General features: G+C 70.9%; 1 protein-coding gene and 1 pseudogene. Both read left to right on the top strand.

Annotated features, from left to right (window positions below):
* Window positions 1–1,739 (top strand): M4 family metallopeptidase (locus tag IF83_RS30880; protein WP_037682022.1); only part of this gene is annotated, 1,739 nt, incomplete at its 5' end.
* Window positions 1,740–2,008: 269 nt separating this feature from the next.
* Window positions 2,009–2,326 (top strand): annotated as a pseudogene (locus IF83_RS0129340) (M4 family metallopeptidase); the annotation flags it as partial.

Genomic DNA, 2,326 nt, shown 5'->3' with positions numbered 1-2,326 from the left:
ACCGGGACGGCACCACCCACACCCGCTACGAACGCACCTACGCCGGACTCCCCGTCCTCGGCGGCGACCTCGTCGTCCACGAGACCAGGAGCGGCAAGCGCGAGGGCGTCACCAAGGCGACCAAGGCCACCATCAAGGTGCCCACCACCCGCACCGAGGTCACCGCCACCACCGCCAAGAAGACCGCCCTGGCCACCGCCAAGGACGAAGCCGGAGCCAAGGCCACCACCGCCAAGGCCCCCCGCAAGATCATCTGGGCCGGCGACGGCACCCCCGTCCTCGCCTGGGAAACCGTCACCGGCGGACTCCAGGAGGACGGCACCCCCAACGAACTCCACGTCATCACCGACGCCACCACCGGCAAGGAACTCCACAGCTGGCAGGGCGTCCACAAGGGCACCGGCAACAGCCAGTACGCCGGACGGGTCACCATCGGCACCGCGCCCTCGTACACGCTGACGGACACCGGCCGCGGCAGCCACAAGACGTACGACATGAACAACGGCACCAGCGGTTCGGGCTCCCTCTTCACCGACGCCGACGACGTCTGGGGCGACGGCACGCCGGGCAACCGCCAGACCGCCGCCGTCGACGCCCACTACGGCGCCGCGCTGACCTGGGACTACTACAAGGAAGTCCACGGCCGCAGCGGCATCAAGGGGGACGGCGCCGGCGCCCGCACCCGCGTCCACTACGGCAACGCCTACGTCAACGCCTTCTGGCAGGACTCCTGCTTCTGCATGACCTACGGCGACGGCGACGGCAACGCCAAGCCCCTCACCTCGATCGACGTGGCCGCACACGAGATGACCCACGGCGTCACCTCCTCCACCGCCAACCTCACCTACAGCGGTGAGTCCGGCGGCCTCAACGAGGCGACCTCCGACATCTTCGCCGCCGCCGTCGAGTTCCACGCCGGCAACGCCCAGGACGCCGCCGACTACCTCGTCGGCGAGAAGATCGACATCCGGGGCAACGGCACTCCCCTGCGCTACATGGACAAGCCGTCCCGGGACGGCAGTTCGAAGGACTACTGGTACTCGGGCATCGGCAGCGTCGACGTCCACTACTCCTCCGGGCCCGCCAACCACTTCTTCTACCTGCTCTCCGAGGGCAGCGGCGCCAAGGAGATCAACGGCGTCCGGTACGACAGCCCGACCTCGGACGGCCTCCCGGTCACCGGCATCGGCATCGCCAACGCCGAGAAGATCTGGTTCAAGGCCCTGACCGAGTACATGACCTCCAGCACCAACTACGCCCGCGCCCGCACCGCGACCCTGCAGGCCGCCGCCGACCTCTTCGGCGCGGACAGCGCGGCGTACGAAGCGGTGGGCCACGCCTGGGCGGGCGTCAACGTCGGCACCCGTCCCGGAGACGGCGGCGGCGACACCGGCGAGACGTACGAGACCACCGACGACGTCGCCATCCCGGACGCCGGCTCGGCCGTCACCTCGTCCGTCACCGTCAGCGGCCGGAGCGGGAACGCCCCCTCCGACCTGCGGGTCGGCGTGGAGATCGTCCACACCTACCGCGGTGATCTCGTCATCGACCTGATCGCGCCGGACGGCACCTCGTACCGGCTGAAGAGCGCCAGCTCCTGGGACTCCGCCGACGACGTCAGCGAGACCTACACCGTGAACGCCTCCTCGGAGAGCGCCAACGGCACCTGGAAGCTCAGCGTCCGGGACAGCTACGCCCGGGACACCGGCTACATCGACAGCTGGAAGCTGACCTTCTGACGCCCGGCCGGCAGGAGCGCGGGCCGCACGTCCGGCGGTGTGCGGCCCCTTCCTGACAGCCTTTCCGTCACTTCCGTACGGCGGAGCACCGGTGTGCCGGTGCGGTGTCCCGGCACCGCACCGGCACCTCCGTGTTTGGCGGTGACCCGGAGATCTTCGGTCAACTTCGCCGCCGGGCCTGGTGCCCGGCCGGGGCGGGTGTCACGCTCCCCTCGGAACGCACCTCCTGACCCCCCACCTCAGTAGGAGTCCGCGTGAGCCCACACCGCATGTCCCCGGGCGCCTTACCGGTCGCGCTTCTCGCCGCCGGAGCCCTGTTCACGACCGCCCTCGTCCCCTCGGCCGGTGCCGCGCCCGCCGCGGGCACCCCCTCCGGCGGACAACCCGCGCCCCTCTCCGCCGCCGAGCGGGCGGACCTGCTCAAGGACGCCGAAGCCGGCGCGGCGGAGACCGCCGACGCGCTGAAGCTCGGCGCCAGGGAGAAACTCCTGGTCCGCGACGTCGTCCAGGACCGGGACGGCACCACCCACACCCGCTACGAACGCACCTACGCCGGACTCCCCGTCCTCGGCGGCGACCTCGTCGTC

It is taken from the genome of Streptomyces albus subsp. albus, from assembly GCF_000719865.1.
Classification (GTDB): domain Bacteria; phylum Actinomycetota; class Actinomycetes; order Streptomycetales; family Streptomycetaceae; genus Streptomyces; species Streptomyces albus_E.
Note: the sequence above shows the minus strand (reverse complement) of the source record. Positions and strands in the feature narration are given on the sequence as shown.